Source organism: Microbacterium koreense, assembly GCF_042677105.1.
GTDB lineage: Bacteria > Actinomycetota > Actinomycetes > Actinomycetales > Microbacteriaceae > Microbacterium > Microbacterium koreense.
Genome location: NZ_JBHTIM010000001.1, coordinates 2,041,015 through 2,056,603 on the forward strand (window position 1 = coordinate 2,041,015; position 15,589 = coordinate 2,056,603).

The 15,589-nt window shown below is 67.0% G+C and carries 14 protein-coding genes and 4 tRNA genes; 12 read left to right on the forward strand and 6 right to left on the reverse strand.

What is annotated here, in order from left to right; translation table 11 throughout:
* Positions 1-14: 14 nt before the first annotated feature.
* Positions 15-87, reverse strand: a tRNA-Val gene (locus tag ACFQZV_RS09545).
* Between the two features lie 151 nt (positions 88-238).
* Here ACFQZV_RS09545 and ACFQZV_RS09550 point away from each other — a divergent pair.
* The 3 genes from ACFQZV_RS09550 (at position 239) to ACFQZV_RS09560 (ending at position 535) form a co-directional block, all read left to right on the forward strand.
* A tRNA-Gly gene (locus ACFQZV_RS09550) sits at positions 239-311 on the forward strand.
* Positions 312-364: 53 nt separating this feature from the next.
* A tRNA-Cys gene (locus ACFQZV_RS09555) sits at positions 365-438 on the forward strand.
* Between the two features lie 25 nt (positions 439-463).
* A tRNA-Val gene (locus ACFQZV_RS09560) sits at positions 464-535 on the forward strand.
* 447 nt (positions 536-982) lie between these two features.
* Here the strand turns inward: ACFQZV_RS09560 and ACFQZV_RS09565 are convergent.
* Positions 983-1,825, reverse strand: a complete 843-nt coding sequence (locus tag ACFQZV_RS09565) for a hypothetical protein (RefSeq protein WP_378751979.1) — start codon at positions 1,823-1,825, stop codon at positions 983-985.
* A 305-nt stretch (positions 1,826-2,130) separates the two neighbouring features.
* On the opposite strand from ACFQZV_RS09565, the gene ACFQZV_RS09570 reads away from it, so the two are divergent.
* Both ACFQZV_RS09570 and ACFQZV_RS09575 read left to right on the forward strand, forming a co-directional pair.
* Positions 2,131-2,595, forward strand: a complete 465-nt coding sequence (locus tag ACFQZV_RS09570; RefSeq protein ID WP_378751981.1) for a hypothetical protein — start codon at positions 2,131-2,133, stop codon at positions 2,593-2,595.
* Between the two features lie 140 nt (positions 2,596-2,735).
* The gene (locus ACFQZV_RS09575) at positions 2,736-3,293 is read left to right on the forward strand and encodes a hypothetical protein (protein WP_378751983.1); all 558 of its coding nucleotides are present in this window, start codon (positions 2,736-2,738) and stop codon (positions 3,291-3,293) included.
* Between the two features lie 9 nt (positions 3,294-3,302).
* Here ACFQZV_RS09575 and ACFQZV_RS09580 read toward each other — a convergent pair whose 3' ends face one another.
* Complete coding sequence (locus ACFQZV_RS09580) at positions 3,303-6,128, reverse strand: ATP-binding protein (protein ID WP_378751985.1); 2,826 nt, start codon at positions 6,126-6,128, stop codon at positions 3,303-3,305.
* A gap of 115 nt (positions 6,129-6,243) precedes the next feature.
* Positions 6,244-6,834, reverse strand: coding sequence for a hypothetical protein (locus ACFQZV_RS09585; RefSeq protein ID WP_378751987.1), 591 nt, complete (start codon positions 6,832-6,834; stop codon positions 6,244-6,246).
* Positions 6,835-6,997: 163 nt separating this feature from the next.
* Here ACFQZV_RS09585 and thrS point away from each other — a divergent pair, with 163 nt between their 5' ends.
* The 3 genes from thrS to ACFQZV_RS09600 are packed head-to-tail and all read left to right on the forward strand — an operon-like array spanning position 6,998 to position 10,286.
* The gene (gene thrS / locus ACFQZV_RS09590) at positions 6,998-9,004 is read left to right on the forward strand and encodes a threonine--tRNA ligase (protein WP_378751989.1); all 2,007 of its coding nucleotides are present in this window, start codon (positions 6,998-7,000) and stop codon (positions 9,002-9,004) included.
* Entirely contained in the window at positions 9,001-9,528 is a 528-nt protein-coding gene (locus ACFQZV_RS09595; RefSeq protein ID WP_378751991.1) for an HIT family protein, read from the forward strand. The genes thrS and ACFQZV_RS09595 overlap by 4 nt, the downstream gene beginning before the upstream one ends.
* Positions 9,525-10,286 (forward strand): maleylpyruvate isomerase N-terminal domain-containing protein, encoded by a 762-nt coding sequence (locus ACFQZV_RS09600; RefSeq protein ID WP_378751993.1) that lies wholly within the window; start codon positions 9,525-9,527, stop codon positions 10,284-10,286. Before ACFQZV_RS09595 ends, ACFQZV_RS09600 begins: the two co-directional genes overlap by 4 nt.
* 14 nt (positions 10,287-10,300) lie before the next feature.
* On the opposite strand, the gene pdxY is transcribed toward ACFQZV_RS09600, so the two are convergent.
* Both pdxY and ACFQZV_RS09610 read right to left on the reverse strand, forming a co-directional pair.
* Positions 10,301-11,152, reverse strand: a complete 852-nt coding sequence (pdxY, locus tag ACFQZV_RS09605; RefSeq protein WP_378751995.1) for a pyridoxal kinase PdxY — start codon at positions 11,150-11,152, stop codon at positions 10,301-10,303.
* A gap of 7 nt (positions 11,153-11,159) precedes the next feature.
* A complete protein-coding gene (locus ACFQZV_RS09610; protein ID WP_378751997.1) occupies positions 11,160-12,491 on the reverse strand; it encodes an aminotransferase class I/II-fold pyridoxal phosphate-dependent enzyme in 1,332 nt (443 codons plus the stop codon).
* Between the two features lie 106 nt (positions 12,492-12,597).
* Between ACFQZV_RS09610 and pdxS the strand changes: the two genes are divergently transcribed.
* From pdxS to ruvC, 4 genes are read left to right on the forward strand one after another with little or no spacing between them, the layout of a single operon-like run.
* Entirely contained in the window at positions 12,598-13,485 is an 888-nt protein-coding gene (gene pdxS, locus ACFQZV_RS09615) for a pyridoxal 5'-phosphate synthase lyase subunit PdxS (RefSeq protein ID WP_378751999.1), read from the forward strand.
* The gene (gene pdxT / locus ACFQZV_RS09620; protein WP_378752001.1) at positions 13,479-14,111 is read left to right on the forward strand and encodes a pyridoxal 5'-phosphate synthase glutaminase subunit PdxT; all 633 of its coding nucleotides are present in this window, start codon (positions 13,479-13,481) and stop codon (positions 14,109-14,111) included. The genes pdxS and pdxT overlap by 7 nt, the downstream gene beginning before the upstream one ends.
* A gap of 48 nt (positions 14,112-14,159) precedes the next feature.
* On the forward strand, positions 14,160-14,921 hold the full coding sequence (locus ACFQZV_RS09625; protein ID WP_378752003.1) for a YebC/PmpR family DNA-binding transcriptional regulator: 762 nt from the start codon (positions 14,160-14,162) through the stop codon (positions 14,919-14,921).
* A 57-nt stretch (positions 14,922-14,978) separates the two neighbouring features.
* Positions 14,979-15,557: a crossover junction endodeoxyribonuclease RuvC gene (gene ruvC, locus ACFQZV_RS09630; protein WP_378752005.1), complete on the forward strand. Its 579-nt coding sequence runs from the start codon at positions 14,979-14,981 to the stop codon at positions 15,555-15,557.
* The last annotated feature ends 32 nt before the right edge of the window (positions 15,558-15,589 follow it).

Below are 15,589 nucleotides of genomic sequence, written 5' to 3' on the forward strand. Positions count from 1 at the left end.
ACGGGGGCCTTCGGTGGGCGATGCGGGACTTGAACCCACGACCTCTTCCGTGTGAAGGAAGCGCGCTACCAGCTGCGCCAATCGCCCGTGTGCGGCCCGAGGGCCGAGACACGATGTTACCGGATCCTGCGGCATCCGACGAACCATCTGGGGGAGACACGCGCGGGCGCCTTCCGGTTTTGCGCTCGTCGGATCGTGGGCTAAAGTCATTCAAGCGCCCGGAGTGATCCGGGAAAACGCGGATGTAGCGCAGTTGGTAGCGCATCACCTTGCCAAGGTGAGGGTCGCGAGTTCGAGTCTCGTCATCCGCTCGAGTGCGGGGATCTCCCTCCAAGAGATCGCGGCACGTGGGGTCAAACCACACGGTGGCGTGGCCGAGCGGCTAGGCACCGGCCTGCAAAGCCGTTTACACGGGTTCGAATCCCGTCGCCACCTCCACTCAGTAAGTGAACAGCCCACATGGGCGCGATTGGCGCAGCGGTAGCGCGCTTCCCTGACACGGAAGAGGTCACTGGTTCGAACCCAGTATCGCGCACAGCACAAACCCCCGGTTTACCGGGGGTTTTCTGTGTTAGGCCGGCGCGGAAGATAGTTGCGTCTCTCTCGGACAGGCGAACCGGCGCGGACGGGGCGGTTCGCCTGCATCACTCTCCGAGCGCTGGGGTCCGAACGCCCTGCAACCACACCGCAGGCGACGGAGATTGTCGGCGCCGCCAGGGCCCGTGGCGGGCGAACCCGCGCACATGAAGGCTCCGCTCTCGTGGCGGCAACAACGCTCACAGGGAGTGACGTCGACATCGCCCTATCTATGCCGGGCGACGCCCCCCACTCACGACGAACCCAAAGAACACGACCCTCGGTTCTTTCGCCTTCACTATCGCAGAACGTCGCCCCGTGCGTCGTCATCGACCCGACAAGTCCCAACGCGAGGGCAGGGGGTGCGCAAAGAAGGCCCGGAGCGCGCCCCGGGCCTTCTGAGATTTCACTGGATGGCCACGAAGATGGTGTCGGAGAACATGCCAGGGCTGATCGCAAGCACGCCGTCAGCGGGTGAGGGGACCGCAATCACGGTGTTGCCGCTGATCGATGCACCTTCGTAGAGGGTGCTGAGGGTATCGATGGCGTCGGGAGCGACAGCCATCGTGTCGTAGCTGGCGATCGTGTTTCCGCCGGCGGTGACATATTCAAGACCGACCATTGCGGGCACACCACCTTCCGCGTCGTCACCGACGTACGTGATGGAGTAGTTGACGAGGATGTACTCGTGTCCAGGCTCGGGGGCCTCGTTGAACTGGTTGGCCGCCATCACCTCGTCCTCGGCACCGAGAGTGACGGAATTGACGACGACCTCCCACTCATCGGATGAGAACGATGTACCCAACGGCAACGGATTCTCGCGGGTGCCAGCAACAGCGGCGGGTTCCTCCGCCTCTGACTCGTTTGCTTCCTCAACTACTGCCGACGAGTCTGCGTCGGTTCCGATCTCGACATCGGAACCGAACGCATCATTGAAGGATGCCGCGACGACGGCGAAGAAGACTATGAAGCCGACGATCGTGCCGACGACCGAGATTATGAGGGCGGCGAGCGCCTGCCACTTCGCCTTGTTCTTCTGGACCAAGCCAATAATGCTGAGGACGAACGCGACGGGTAGCAGGATCCATCCGACGATGAGTGCGCCGGGGATGCAGGCGAAGATGAAGCCGACGGCAGCGAGCGCGAGCGCGACGATGCCGATGACGTTGCGAGCGGACTTCTCGGGCACGGTGGGCGCCGGCGTTTGGGATGCCGAGGCGTCGGGCGTGGGGCTCTGCGGGTAGGACATGTGAACTCCTGGTCAGGGACTTGGGCGCAGGAACGCCCGACGCACATACGCCGAGATCCCCGCGGTCTAAATGAGACGGCTCTCATAATAGGGGGATGCTCTGACATCGGCCCACCATCGAGAAGGGGAGGAAATGGTGGCGCGAACCGGGCACATCGACCTCCATAGCGGTCGAGCCGGTCTTCCATGTAGCCGCCGATCGAGCCTGAGAAAGCACGGAGGCTGGCCCAATATGGACCAAGCGCGTCTCAGAATCACCTCCACGGCCAAGGCCAGCGGCGGCGCTCTCCTCTAGCCTCCACCGTATGAATCACCGCATGTTCGTCCCCCTCGCCGCGTTCACCCTCGTCCTAACGGGGTGTGCCGCACCTGACGCTGAGACCGACGGCGCCCCGTCAGCTTCTCCGGGACAGACCGTCCTCACCGAGGAGGCGGTGGTACCGCTCGACCTTGCCGGGACGTGGACGCAGTCCAACTCGCAGTCGCCCACGGCGTACCAGGTGGCGACGATCACTGCAGACACCATCACGATCGATTGGGTGAACGAGGACGAGGACATGACTGCCGTGTACTGGATCGGCACCTACGTCCCACCCGCTGAAGATGTGGACACGTACGCGTGGGAGTCCGTAGGCGACACAGAGGCGATGGCCACGCAATTGCTCGCTTCGGGATCGGAGACCAAGACCTTCACCTTCACCGCCGACGTTCTCATCTACGAACTACAAGCCCTCGGGGAGACGATGGAGGTCACCATGACACGCGACTAACCGCTGAGCTAGCGGCAGCCTCCCTGTCTACTTCGCCCAGAGTTCGCCCTAAGGGTTCTGCGTATGGCATTCGCGACGGCCATCCGGTTCGATCGAAATGGCACAGGCGATGTCGGGAATCAACGCAGGGGAGGCACGCGATGAGACGAGCGGTACTGGCCACGACCGCGCTGACCGCACTTTTGCTCGCGGGTTGCGCGTCCGGGGGCGCCGACACGGAGCCCGCCGACGACGAGGTCTCGATGACGGATGCGGATGCCTCCACGGAAACCGAGGGGATGGACGAAGGCGGTGACAGCGGAAGCACGGGCAGCAAACCGGGGCATCTTCGGGGGCAAGTGGCGTTGACCACCATCAACATCGAGTCCCTGGCCTGCATGTCGGACCCGTCGATGCTCGAAGGTGACGCGACGTTCCGCGCGATGGGACCGACGGGAGCGCAGTCAGCAGACGGGGGAATCCAGGAGGCGACGATCAATGCCTTCGACCCGACGGGTGAGGGCAGGCAGAACGGCGACGGCATGGTGGTGCAGATATCCGTGTTCGATATGGAGGCGGGGCTTGACCTCAACCTTGAGCTCGCCGCGGACTCAACCATTGCCATCCAACCGCCGGCGATCGCATTCATCGGTCAAGCGGGCGACCTGGCCACGGGCGATACGGTCATGCTCACACTCGAGGGCGCCTGCGGATCGTGAGGTGCGGCGTCAATCGCGCTGTGCCGCCCATAGCGCGGCCTCGGTGCGCGAGGCGACTCCCAGCTTTCGCATGAGGTTCGACACATGGACCGAAGCCGTCCGCTCCGAGATATCGAGCGTCGACCCGATGACGCGGTTGGTCGCGCCCTCGGCGACGAGCTCGAGGACTTCCCACTCACGCGGAGTGAGCGAGGGGCGGGCATCGGGTCTCTCCGGGCGCCCCGCCGCGCGCGTCAGGAGGGTGACGAGCGCCGGCGCATCGAGCGCAGACGCGGCAGTGAGTGCCTCGTCGAGAATCAGGTGCGCCGCCGGATCATCGACACCGAGCGCACCGGCGTGGCGTGCGGCGAGGTAGAGGCGGGCGAGCGGCCACCCGGCGACCGTTTCCCAGGCCTCGCGCGCGCGGGCCCATTCGTCGGGCATGTCGCGCACCGCAGCGCGTGCGGCCTTCGCGAACGGTTCCGCGACGGCGATGCCGCCGGGATCGGGTTGCAGTCTGCGAAGAATCTCTTCTGTCTCCACAGCACCCGGGAGTTCTGCGAGGGCGAGGAGAACGAGCTCGTTGACGGTCGCAGCGTCGCCGCCTTCGCCGTCGCGGAGCACCCGACGTGCGACACGCGAGGCCTCGGGCACGTCGCCCGCTGCGATATGGGTCCATGCCGCAGCAACGCCATATCCAGGGGTGTCGCCGGCACCCAGTGACTCCGCGCGCGCCAGGAGTGCGCGCGCGCGGTCCAGCTCACCCCGCAACGCCGCGAGCACCGCTCCATCGAAGAGTCCCAGAGCCGACGCGCGGCCTTCGTCGGCGAACGGCGCATCGAGCATGCGCCCCGCCTGCTCCCAGTCGCCCGAGCGCAGAAGCGCGTGTCCTGCGCACGCGCGCAAAGCGTCTCGCAGCACGGTACCGGTGGCCGTGTACTCGGTGAGGGCGATTCCGGCGATTGCCACCTGCGCGGCCGCCTCAGGTTCCCCCGTCAGCGTCAGCATCGCGCTGAACGGGATGTGGGCCGTGATCGCGCCGACGTCGTAACCGGCATCCCTTGCCAATCTCACGCTGCGATCGAGCAGCTCGCGGCCCCCCACAGGATCGCCGGCGACCCCTGTCGCGGCACCCGCCATCGCCCACCCCTGCGTCTCCAACGGCACGATCCCGAGGGAGTGCGCCGTTTTCGCACCCGCGCGCAGATGAACGCACGCTGCCTCGGGAGCGCGATCCCACCACCAGCCCGAGACGATCTCGAGTCGAGCCCGAGCAGGTGTCTCCGCCTCGCTGAGGAGCGTCGTCGCGCACCGGAGCGCATCCTCCGCCGCTGCCTCGTCGTGAAAGCCACGGTGAAGAAGTTCGATCAGGATCGCATAGCGCTCCGCGACTTCTTCAGGTATCGCGTCGTCGCTCGCAGCGAGAGCCTCGCGGGCTGCGTCGACGGCATCCCGATTGCGCCCGGCCAGTTCGGCAGCGATCGCGCACCGGACGAGGAGCCCGGCGCGCGAGTACTCGTCGTCGAGTGCCGTATCGGCCGCGGCCGGCCACAGCTCAACCGCGCGGCGCACATGCCCCCACTCGGCCAGGAAATCCAAGACGGTGCCTGCCTCGTCTGCCGCGGCGAGGCAGGCGCGGAACGCCACGAGGTCGTTGCCGGCGCGTAGCGCATGATGGGCGATCTCTGCATCGGGCCGTGCGGAGGCGAGATCCGGTCGGTCTCTGAGGACGCGCGCAAGTGCTGCGTGGGCCGCGCGCAACCGTGGAGTATCCGAAGCGCTGGTGACGGCATCTGCGAGCAGAGGATGGGCCACAGTGAGGCGTGTGCCCTCATGTCGCACCACTCTCGCTCGCGCTGCGTGGGAGACCGTCGCGGCGAACGCCTCGGGTGTGAGATCGGTCGCGCCACGGATCAGGTCCTCGTGGGCGGCCACGCCCACGCACGAGGTGACTGTGAGTACGTCGACGACCGCGCTCGGGAGGCTCCGTAGCCGCACCCTGAAGAGATCGGCGAGGGTTGGTGGGAGCGATGCGTCACCCGTCGCCGACCCTCCGAATGCCAGCTCGCGGGCGAACAGGGGGTTGCCGGCGGCGCGCTGCGACCAATCGGCGAGTTGCGACTCCTCGACGGGCGCTCCGATCGCGCGGGTGATCACCTCTCTGATCGCCGAGTCTGCGAGGGCCGCGAGCTCGATGCGCTGAGCACCCGGTACCCGGCTCAGCTCGGTGAGCGTCCTCTCGGTGAGATCACCCGAGCCGTCCATTGACGGGGTGCGGACTGTGGCGATCAGGAGCACCGGAGCGCGACGCAGACGACGGGCGAGTGAATCCACGAGAGTGCAGGTCGACGACGGCGCCCAGTGGAGGTCTTCGATGACGAGGACGATCGGCGTCTGCGCGCCGAGGGTGCGCAGAAGATCGGCAGCGGCGGCATCCACGGGCGGGCTTCCTGCCGCCCGAGTGACGTCAGCATCCTCGCCTCGCCAGACAGAGGTCAACCCACCGAGCACGGGCTCACCGGCCTCGGCGATGTCTTCGCCGTCCAGCGATTCGAAGGCTTGCACGAATCCGTCGAACGCGACGTTCTCGAAGGGGCTGCAATGACCGACGAGGACGCGGTCGCCGTCGGCATGAAGACGGTCGACGAATTCTTCGATCAATGCGGACTTGCCGATTCCCGCCTCGCCCGTTACCAGGAGCAGGCTGCCCCCTCCGCAGCGTGACGCCGCCGCTGCCGCTTCCAGACGTGCCAATTCGCGACCTCGCCCGACGATGTGACGAGGGTATCGCGGGCGAGTAGGCGCAAGCCCGACCGCATCGCGGGCCGGAGACCGTGCGGGCGGGCGTGTCGTCATCGAAGGGCGCTGCGGTCGACCGTTCCGTCTGCCGGTGCGCCGCGCGACAGGCGGGGGCTTGTGCGCATAGCCTAGCCCCCGCCTGTCGCGGCCCGCCCCTCGGGATCGCCGACCCTCAGCAGCGAAGGTCGATGTCGGCGCTGGTGGTCTCGACCGGAGTCTGGCTCATGTCATCTTCGAGCCGCCCGAGCACGAGCGTCCCCGCGACCACCCGGTCGGTGGGTACCAACTCCACCGGTACTGCCGCAGGGTCGATCGCGCCGTAGGAGGTGATCACGTCACCCGCTGCCCACACGTCGCCCTCGACGGTCTCAAGGGCGACGTAAGGCGGGTCGACTTCTGCGCCACCCGTGTCGCCGTCGGGGTCCACGAAGCTGAAGATGAGCGTCGAACCATCGGCGGTCTCGAGGAACCCCGTGAGCATCGGCCCGAAACCGAGACATCCACTCATGCTCGCGTCTGTCTCCATGAATTCGTAGGTCGCTCCGTTGAGCACGAGCGTCGCGTGAACCTCACCGGCCATCTCATCGCCGGCATCCGAATCGGTCTGCGCGTCTTCCGAGACGCCGGCCTCATCGTCGGTTACGCCCACCGGATCACTCGATGCCGGTGCCCCACTGCATCCGGCCATCGCGCCCGCGAGCACCGCGGCCACCGCCCAGAGCCCGGCCGTGTGCCGTCGCTGCGTCCGGTTCTGCTCGTGCATGGCCTCGCTCGCCTCCCAACATCGCCCCCGTTCCTCCAGGTTCGCGCGCGGTCGAGCGCAACACCATACGCATTTCCCTTAGCCATGTCACCGCGCGCGTGACCGCGTTCAGTCGAGCGCGCGCCGCCGGTAGCCTGGGGGGAAGCAATCAACAGGAGTTTTCGTGACTGACGCCGCCCTCCCGTCCGGTGTGGACTTTCCCGCCGACGGCTTCGCACTCTTTCCCGACCGTTCGGTCATCGCCCTGCGCGTGAACGGTGACCTGAAGGATCTCGCGACGACCGTCGAGGCGACCGACACCGTCGAGCCCGTCACGATCGACAGCTCCGATGGATTGGACATCCTCCGCCACTCGACCGCGCACATTCTCGCGCAGGCCGTACAGCGAATCCGCCCGCAGGCGAATCTGGGGATCGGCCCCCCGATCGAGAACGGCTTCTACTACGACTTCGGCGTTGACGAGCCCTTCACGCCCGAAGACCTGAAGGCGATCAAGAAAGAGATGGAACGCATCGTTCGCGAGAACCAGCGTTTCGAGCGCCGTGTCGTGACCGACGATGAAGCGCGCGCCGAACTGGCCGACGAACCGTTCAAGCTCGAACTCATCGGCCTCAAGGGCGGCGCGGACAAGACCGAGGGCGCCTCCGTCGAGGTCGGCGCCGGCGAGCTCACGATCTATGACAACGTCTCGCGCGACGGCTCGGTGGCCTGGAAGGACCTGTGCCGCGGTCCGCACGTTCCCGGCACGCGCCTGATCGGCAACGGGTGGGACCTCACCCGTGTCGCGGGCGCCTACTGGCGCGGGAGCGAGAAGAACCCCCAGCTTCAGCGCATCTACGGCACCGCGTGGCCGACGAAGGCCGAGTTGCGCGAGTACCAGCAGCGTCTCGAGGAGGCGGCCAAGCGTGACCATCGCAAGCTGGGCAAAGAACTAGATCTCTTCTCTTTTCCCGACGAGATCGGCTCGGGCCTGTCGGTGTGGCACCCGCGCGGAGGGATCATCCGCGGCGAAATGGAGCAGCACGCGCGGGCCCGTCACATCGCCGGGGGCTACACCTACGTCTACACACCCCACATCTCGAAGCAGGACCTGTTTCTTCAGTCCAACCACCTCGTCACCTACAAGGACGGCATGTTCCCGCCGATCCACCTCGACGAGGAACGAGACGCTGACGGTGAGATCACCAAGGCGGGTATCGACTACTACCTGAAGCCGATGAACTGCCCGATGCACATCCTGATCTTCAAGGAGCGTGCGCGCAGCTATCGTGACCTGCCGATGAGGCTCGCCGAGAACGGCACGGTCTACCGCAACGAGCTGTCCGGGACCATTCACGGACTCACTCGCGTGCGCGGTTTCACCCAGGATGACTCCCACCTCTTCGTCACCCCGGAGCAGCTGGAGGAGGAGACCACGCGCGTTCTCGAGTTCGTCATCTCGATGCTGCGCGACTTCGGCTTGAGCGATTTCGAACTCGAACTGTCGATGCGCGACGACGAGAAGGACAAGTGGATCGGAACGGACGAGTTCTGGGAGTACTCGACCAATGCGCTGCGCAACGTCGCGGTCGCCAGCGGCCTCAAGCTCACCGAGGTTCCCGGCGAGGCGGCGTTCTACGGGCCGAAGATCGACCTCAAGACCAAGGACGCGATCGGCCGTACCTGGCAGCTGTCGACGGTGCAGGTCGATCCCAACCTTCCCGAACGGTTCGACCTCGAGTACACCGACCGCGATGGTCAGAAGAAGCGCCCGATCATGATCCACCGCGCGCTCTTCGGCTCCATCGAGCGCTTCTTCGCCATTCTGCTCGAGCACTACGCGGGCGCGTTCCCCGTGTGGCTCTCGCCCGTGCAGGTGATGGGGATCCCCGTCGCCGAGGACTATGCGGAGTACCTCGAGGATGTCGTGGCCGCGCTGCGCGTCGAAGGCGTACGCGCGGAGATCGACCGTAGCGACGAACGGATGCAGAAGAAGATCCGCACGCACACGACGCAGAAGGTGCCGCTGATGCTCATCGCCGGTGAACAGGACCGTTCTGCAGGGACCGTGTCTTTCCGTTTCCGTGACGGCACCCAAGAGAATGGGGTCCCCGTCGCGGATGCGGTCCGTCGGGTGCGCCAGGCGATCGACGGGCGCGTGCTCGTGAACTCGGCGGACGACTTCGCATGACCGAGGACGCCGCCGATTTCGCGGGGGTTCCCGACGCCTTCCAGCGCCTGTGGACCCCGCATCGGATGGCGTACATCACGGCGGGGCCGCAGGTTCTGCGTGACGACTGTCCGTTCTGCGCGGCGCCCGAGAAGTCGGACGAGGACGGACTGATCGTCGCGCGGGGCGAGACGGCGTACGTCTTGTTGAACCTCTTTCCGTACAACTCCGGCCACCTCCTGGTGTGCCCATACCGCCACGTCGCGACGTACGACCAAGCGACACCAGAAGAGGTCGCCGAAATCGGCGCGCTGACCCAGCAGGGGATGAGGGCGCTGCGTCGGGTCTCGCGCTGCGACGGATTCAACCTGGGGATGAACCAGGGGGCTATCGCCGGCGCCGGCGTCGACGAGCACCTCCACCAGCACATCGTGCCGCGTTGGCGTTCGGACGCGAACTTCTTTCCGATCATCGCCCGCACGAAGGCTCTGCCGCAGCTTCTCGGCGACGTTCGCGAAGCGATCTCCGGGGCGTGGGACGAATGAGTGCGCCCGAGGCATCACCCTCGGCGATGCATCTCGCCGGTGTGCGCGCGGCCAGTGACGCGTTTCTGAGCGCGTGCACCGCCCTGCGCGAAGACGCCCCCATCCACAGCGTGGCGTGGCCGACGGTGGGCGACATGATCGATCACCTGGGCAACATCCAGTGCTGGGCGACCGAGGTCTTGCGTACGGGTGATCCGATCGGGCGTCGCGAGTTTGCGCGTCCTGACGGCGCCGACCGCCGTGCGTGGTTCGCCGAGGTGAGCGCGGGGCTCACTGAGGTGCTGGAAGAAACCGCCGCGGATCGACCGTGCTGGACGCTCTTCGACGCACCGCGCCTCTCGGGGTTCTGGGCACGCCGCATGATGGCCGAGGCGACGAAGCACCTGTGGGATGTTCGTACGGCGACCGATCCGAATCCGGTGATGCCGTCGGAGTTGTCCCTCGACGCTCAGGCGGACGTCCTCGACGAGTTCGTGGCGGTGTTCGTCGCGGCTGCGCGGGCACGCGGCATCCCCGCCCTGCCGAGGAATCTGGTCCTCTCCGCGACGGACATCGAGCGCGAGTGGTTCTTCCAGACCGACTGGCAGGTGACGACGGATGCCGCTCCCGCCGTCGACGCCGAGGTGCTGCGCGCCCGCGTCGGCGACCTCGTGCTCTTCGTGTGGGAGCGCGCGACCCCGGCGGCGCACCCCGAGCGGTTCACCTCCACGACGGACGAAGCGGTACGCGCTTTCGCGGAGACGCCGATCCATCTCTAAGCCGGTGGCGGCGGTCAGCGCACCTGCCGTACGGCGAACTGCATGCGCGGATGGGCATATGCCTCTTGGGATGCAACGAGCTGCAACTCTCGCTCCCCGGAGTTCAGCGTGTTGTCGAGCAGATCGAAAACGCTCGAGGCCGTGCGCGCGAGGGCTGTCGCAGCATCCTTCGACTCGATGTAGTGCGCCGTGAAGAGCGCCGCTGTGACGTCGCCCGAACCGTTCGCCTTCATCGGCAGTTGCGGTGTCTGCACGATCCATGCACCCGCATCGTCGACGACGAGCATTTCGATCGTGCCGGGCTCGCGGTCGGGTCGTTCCACACTCGTGACCAGCACCGTCGAGGGGCCCATCGCGCGAGCCTCGTCGGCGGATGCGAGGGTCGACTCGATCGTGTCGGGCTCTGTTCCCGTGAGGAACCCGAGCTCGAACTGGTTCGGCGTGATGATGTCGGCCACAGGGACGACCTTCTCGCGCAGCAGAACAGGGATCGCCGGAGCAACGAAACACCCCGACTTGGCGTTCCCCATCACCGGATCGCACGCGTACACCGCGGCGGGATTGGCCGCCTTCACACGCGCGACGGCGTCGATCACGACGTCCGCGATGCCCTCGCTGCCCTGGTATCCCGAAAGGACGGCATCGATCTGCGGGAACGCGCCACGCTCTTGGATGCCCTCGATCACCGCCGCGACGTCGTCGGGCGCGATGAGCGGCCCCTTCCACGCGCCGTAGCCGGTGTGATTGGAGAAGTTCACCGTGTACACCGGCAGAACGTCCACGCCGATGCGCTGCAACGGGAACACGGCCGCGGAGTTGCCGACGTGGCCGTAGGCGACCGCCGACTGGATCGAGAGGATCTTCATCGGACGATCATCCCACTTCCGTGCGGGGCGTTGCGTCGCGTCCCACCGCCGCGACGAGGTCCGCGATGAGTCTTTCCGCATCCGCATCGTCGAGATCGTGAACGGTCAGTCGCACGTGATGCGACGAGTCGTCGCCACTGAGTGAGAAGTCGTCGCCCGACCGCACGAGCCATCCTCTCCTCATCAGCCGCTCCGCGACCGTACGCGCGGCGATCGGCAGCTCGACCCAGAGACTCAGCCCATCCCTCGCCCGCGCCGGCAGGCCGGCAGAGGTGGCACGCTCCGCGAACGCGCGGTTGCGGGCTGCGTAGTGCGACCCGGCCGCGTCGATCTGGGCGCGCGAGGTCGTATCCGTCACGAGCGCGTGGGTCAGACGCTGCAGAAGATGACTCACCCATGTCGTCCCCGGAGTCAGCCGCATCGCGAGGCGGTCGGCGGTGTCGGGATCGGATGCGGTCACCGCCAGGCACATGTCCGGCCCGAGGAACTTCGACACCGAGCGGACCAGGGCCCACCGGCGGTGGTTCGCCCCGACGATCGACACGAAGGGCTGACGCGAGAGCATCGAGAAGTGATCGTCCTCGATCACGAGCACGTAGGGATGCTCGGCGAGCACGGCGCGCAACTGCGTTGCCCGTTCGGCCGTCACCGATGCTCCCGTGGGGTTCTGCGCGCGCGGAGTGTGGACGACCGCCCGCACGCCCTGCTCCAGCGCCGCACGCAAGCCCGCGACCGTCATCCCCTCCTCGTCGATCGGTACGGCGACAGGTCGGTAGCCGGCCAGGCGCACCGTGTGGATGCTGGCGAGGAAGCACGGGTCTTCGAGGGCGACGGCATCGTCGCGGGTGAGGGACTGGGCGAGGAGTCGTTCCACCGCGTCCGCGGCCCCGCTGGTGACGGTGATGCGCACGTCGCGCCCGAGATCGGCGCTCATCCACTGGCGTGCCCAGCGTTCGAGTCCCGCATCCACGACGGGCTCGCCGTAGAGCACCGGACGCCCGGCGGCGGTGGCCAATGCCGTGGCGATGTCGGGTATCCACGCCGGGTCGGGATTTCCGGTGCCGACATCGCGCAGCACACTGTCGGCGGCGAACCCCTCCTGCGCAACGGGTGCGCGTTCGATCACGCGGGTTCCCGCGCGTCCGCGGCTTTCCACCACCCCCGCGACGGTGAGCTGGCGGTAGGCCGCCACGGCGGTGTTCCGGTTCACGCCGAGGGCCTCGGCGAGCGCACGCACCGGGGGGAGGGCGTCGCCCGGACGCAGGATGCCGCGCTCGGTCAAGGCGCGGAAACTCTCGGCGATCTCGCTGGCCGTCTCGCCGTGGATGTCGAGGTCCACCGTCCCCCCTTTCGCGGCGCCGGACGGCACCTCTCCGAGTGTGGCACAGCCATGCTATCTTTTGGCCTAGGCCAGAACGGTCATTGTCTGCTGCGAAGGGATTCGAATGTCGAACACCACGGGAACCGCTCGCGTCAAGCGCGGCCTTGCCGAGATGCTGAAGGGCGGCGTGATCATGGATGTCGTCACCCCCGAGCAGGCGAAGATCGCCGAAGATGCGGGTGCCGTCGCGGTCATGGCGCTCGAACGCGTACCCGCCGACATCCGCGCCCAGGGCGGCGTCTCGCGGATGAGCGACCCCGACATGATCGACGGCATCATCGACGCCGTCTCGATCCCCGTCATGGCCAAGGCGCGAATCGGGCATTTCGTCGAAGCGCAGGTGCTGCAAGAGCTGGGCGTCGACTACATCGACGAGTCCGAGGTGCTCTCGCCGGCGGACTACGTGAACCACATCGACAAGTGGGGATTCACCGTGCCGTTCGTCTGCGGTGCGACGAACCTCGGAGAAGCCCTGCGCCGCATCACCGAAGGAGCGGCGATGATCCGCTCGAAGGGTGAGGCGGGCACGGGCGACGTCTCGGAGGCGACGAAACACATCCGCACGATCACCCGTGAGATCAACGCTCTGCGGGCGAAGACCAAGGACGAGCTCTATGTCGCCGCAAAGGAACTCCAGGCACCCTACGAGCTCGTCGCGGAGGTCGCCGAGACCGGGCAGCTTCCCGTCGTGATGTTCGTCGCCGGGGGAGTGGCCACGCCCGCCGACGCGGCGATGATGATGCAGCTCGGCGCCGACGGCGTCTTTGTGGGGTCAGGGATCTTCAAGTCTGGCGACCCCGCCGCCCGCGCCGCCGCGATCGTGAAGGCGACCACGTTCTTCGATGACGCCGCCGTGATCGCGGATGTGTCCCGGGGCCTCGGAGAGGCCATGGTCGGCATCAACGTCGCCGATCTGCCTGCGCCCCACCGACTCGCCGAGCGCGGATGGTGACATCCCCGCTCATCGGGGTCCTCGCCCTGCAAGGCGACGTGCGCGAGCACGTGCGCGCGCTCGAGGCGATCGGCGCGCGCACGATGCTCGTCCGCACTCGCGCGCACATCGACGAGGTCGACGGACTGATTCTGCCCGGCGGCGAGTCGAGCGTCATCGACAAGCTCGCGCGGGCGTTCGGACTCCAGGACCCGATCCGCCGCGCCATCGCGGACGGACTGCCCGTGTACGGCACGTGTGCCGGCATGATCCTCCTCGCAGACCGCATCGTCGACGGCATCGTCGGTCAACAGAGCTTCGGCGGTGTCGATATGGCGGTGCGTCGCAACGCATTCGGAGGTCAAACGGAATCCTTCGAGACGACGCTGGAGGCACCGGCGATCGGCGGAGCACCGGTGACGGCGGTCTTCATCCGCGCCCCGGTGGTCGAAGAATCCGGACCGCTCGTCGAGACCGTGGCGCACCTGCCTGACGGTCGCGCCGTGGCTGTGCGGCAGGGGAATCTCCTGGCCACCGCGTTCCACCCGGAGGTGACGGAGGAGCACCGCTTCCACGAGATGTTCCTCGCCATCGTCCGCTCACACGTCGACGGGGGTGACGGCACCGGCGCGCGTGCCCCCCTTTAGAATCGTCTCTCGAGCCGTTTCCGGCAGCCGAACAACAGCGGGAGTTTCATGTCCGGGCATTCCAAGTGGGCGACGACCAAGCACAAGAAGGCCGTCATCGACGCGCGTCGCGCGAAGTCGTTCGCCAAGCTCATCAAGAACATCGAGGTTGCCGCCAAGCTCGGCGGAGCCGATCTCGCGGGTAACCCGACGCTGTACGACGCCGTACAGAAGGCGAAGAAGACCTCGGTCCCCAACGACAACATCGATCGCGCGATCAAGCGCGGCGCGGGAATCTCCGGCGAGTCCGTCGAATACCTCAACATCGTGTACGAGGGTTACGGCCCGAACGGTGTCGCGCTGATGATCGAGTGTCTCACCGACAACAAGAACCGCGCGGCGGCCGAGGTGCGCACGGCGCTGACCCGAAACGGCGCCACGCTCGCCGATCCCGGAAGCGTCGCGTACAACTTCACCCGCAAGGGCGTCATCGTGGTCTCGGGCGAGGGCACCACCGAAGACGACGTGATGCTTGCCGTGCTCGAAGCCGGCGCAGAAGAAGTCGAGCCGCATTCCGCGGGGTTCGAGGTCATCACCGAGGCGACGGATCTCGTCGCCGTGCGCAGCGCGCTCCAGGATGCGGGCATCGACTACGAATCGGCTGACGTGGAGTTCGTTCCGAACCTCAAGGTCGAGATCGACGCCGACACCGCACGCAAGGTGTTCCGTCTCATCGATGCCCTCGAAGACAGCGATGACGTGCAGAACGTGTACGCGAACTTCGACCTGACCGCCGAGGTCCAGGCCGAGCTCGAGGCATCCGACGACTGAGCGGCCCATCGGGCGCGCCGCACACGTTCGCGTCTCCGGTGCGCCTACCGTGAACCTGTGACCGTCACTTCTTCGCGCGCGCCGCTGCGCGTGCTCGGGATCGACCCCGGCCTGACACGGTGCGGGGTCGGTGTCGTGGATGTCGCGCGCGACCGATCGGCCACGCTCGTGCACGTCGGAGTCGTCCGGACCTCACCCGACATGCCGATTCACGAGCGGCTGGCCGCGATCGCCGCCGGCATCCGCGCGACCGTCGACGACCACACGCCGTCCGTCATCGCCGTCGAGCGGGTCTTCGCCCAGCACAATCGCCAGAGTGTGATGGGCACCGCACAAGCGAGCGGGATCGCGTTGCTCGTGGCGGGCGAACGCGGCATTCCCGCGGCAACCCACACACCGACCGAAATCAAAGCCGCCATCACCGGCTACGGCGCCGCCGACAAGCGCCAGGTGCAGACGATGGTGGCAAGGGTGCTGCGGTTGGACAGCCTTCCCACTCCGGCGGATGCCGCGGATGCCCTGGCGATCGCCCTGTGTCACGCATGGCGTGGCGGCGCGCCGTCGTCTGCGGGTACTGCCACGCTGACTCCCGCGCAGCAGGCCTGGGCCGATGCGGAGCGGCGCGCGCGCCGCTGAGCGTGTCGCTCGAACAAACCTCCGAACGCCGC

What these genes read in the sequence shown, in the direction of transcription:
- ACFQZV_RS09565 (WP_378751979.1), bottom strand. Translation starts at nt 1,825, where the DNA reads ATGTCCTACCCGCAGAGCCCCACGCCCGACGCCTCGGCATCCCAAACG.
- ACFQZV_RS09570 (WP_378751981.1), top strand. Translation starts at nt 2,131, where the DNA reads ATGAATCACCGCATGTTCGTCCCCCTCGCCGCGTTCACCCTCGTCCTA.
- ACFQZV_RS09575 (WP_378751983.1), top strand. Translation starts at nt 2,736, where the DNA reads ATGAGACGAGCGGTACTGGCCACGACCGCGCTGACCGCACTTTTGCTC.
- ACFQZV_RS09580 (WP_378751985.1), bottom strand. Translation starts at nt 6,128, where the DNA reads ATGACGACACGCCCGCCCGCACGGTCTCCGGCCCGCGATGCGGTCGGG.
- ACFQZV_RS09585 (WP_378751987.1), bottom strand. Translation starts at nt 6,834, where the DNA reads ATGCACGAGCAGAACCGGACGCAGCGACGGCACACGGCCGGGCTCTGG.
- ACFQZV_RS09595 (WP_378751991.1), top strand. Translation starts at nt 9,001, where the DNA reads ATGACCGAGGACGCCGCCGATTTCGCGGGGGTTCCCGACGCCTTCCAG.
- ACFQZV_RS09600 (WP_378751993.1), top strand. Translation starts at nt 9,525, where the DNA reads ATGAGTGCGCCCGAGGCATCACCCTCGGCGATGCATCTCGCCGGTGTG.
- pdxY (WP_378751995.1), bottom strand. Translation starts at nt 11,152, where the DNA reads ATGAAGATCCTCTCGATCCAGTCGGCGGTCGCCTACGGCCACGTCGGC.
- pdxS (WP_378751999.1), top strand. Translation starts at nt 12,598, where the DNA reads ATGTCGAACACCACGGGAACCGCTCGCGTCAAGCGCGGCCTTGCCGAG.
- pdxT (WP_378752001.1), top strand. Translation starts at nt 13,479, where the DNA reads ATGGTGACATCCCCGCTCATCGGGGTCCTCGCCCTGCAAGGCGACGTG.
- ACFQZV_RS09625 (WP_378752003.1), top strand. Translation starts at nt 14,160, where the DNA reads ATGTCCGGGCATTCCAAGTGGGCGACGACCAAGCACAAGAAGGCCGTC.